The 282-nt window shown below is 78.0% G+C and carries 1 protein-coding gene; it reads left to right on the top strand.

Features of this window, described 5'->3' with window-relative positions:
* Positions 1-282, top strand: a 282-nt coding sequence (locus tag ACFFNX_RS42420) for a CBS domain-containing protein (RefSeq protein WP_378211908.1), incomplete at both ends; no start/stop codon positions are given.

The following is a 282-nucleotide window of genomic DNA, read 5'->3' as shown; positions in this document are numbered from 1 at the left end:
GGCCGCCGAGGGCGTCCGCGTACGCGACCTGATGGTGCCCGAGCCGGAGTGCGCGCCCTCCTGGCGTCCGATCGGGGAGTTCATCGCGAGCGTCGCGGCGCGGTCACGACAGTCGGCCTTCCCCGTCACCGGGTTCGGCGGCGAGCCGTGCGGCGTGGTCACCCTGGCCCGCCTCACGCGCGTGCCGCCGGCCCGTACGGGCGACCGGATCGACTCGGTGGCGGTCGCCCTGCCCCACGACTACCTGGCCGCGCCGGAGGACCCCGCCGCGCCGCTGGCCGC

It is taken from the genome of Actinoallomurus acaciae (genome assembly GCF_042429965.1).
GTDB classification, from domain to species: Bacteria; Actinomycetota; Actinomycetes; order Streptosporangiales; family Streptosporangiaceae; genus Actinoallomurus; species Actinoallomurus acaciae.
Note: the sequence above shows the minus strand (reverse complement) of the source record. Positions and strands in the feature narration are given on the sequence as shown.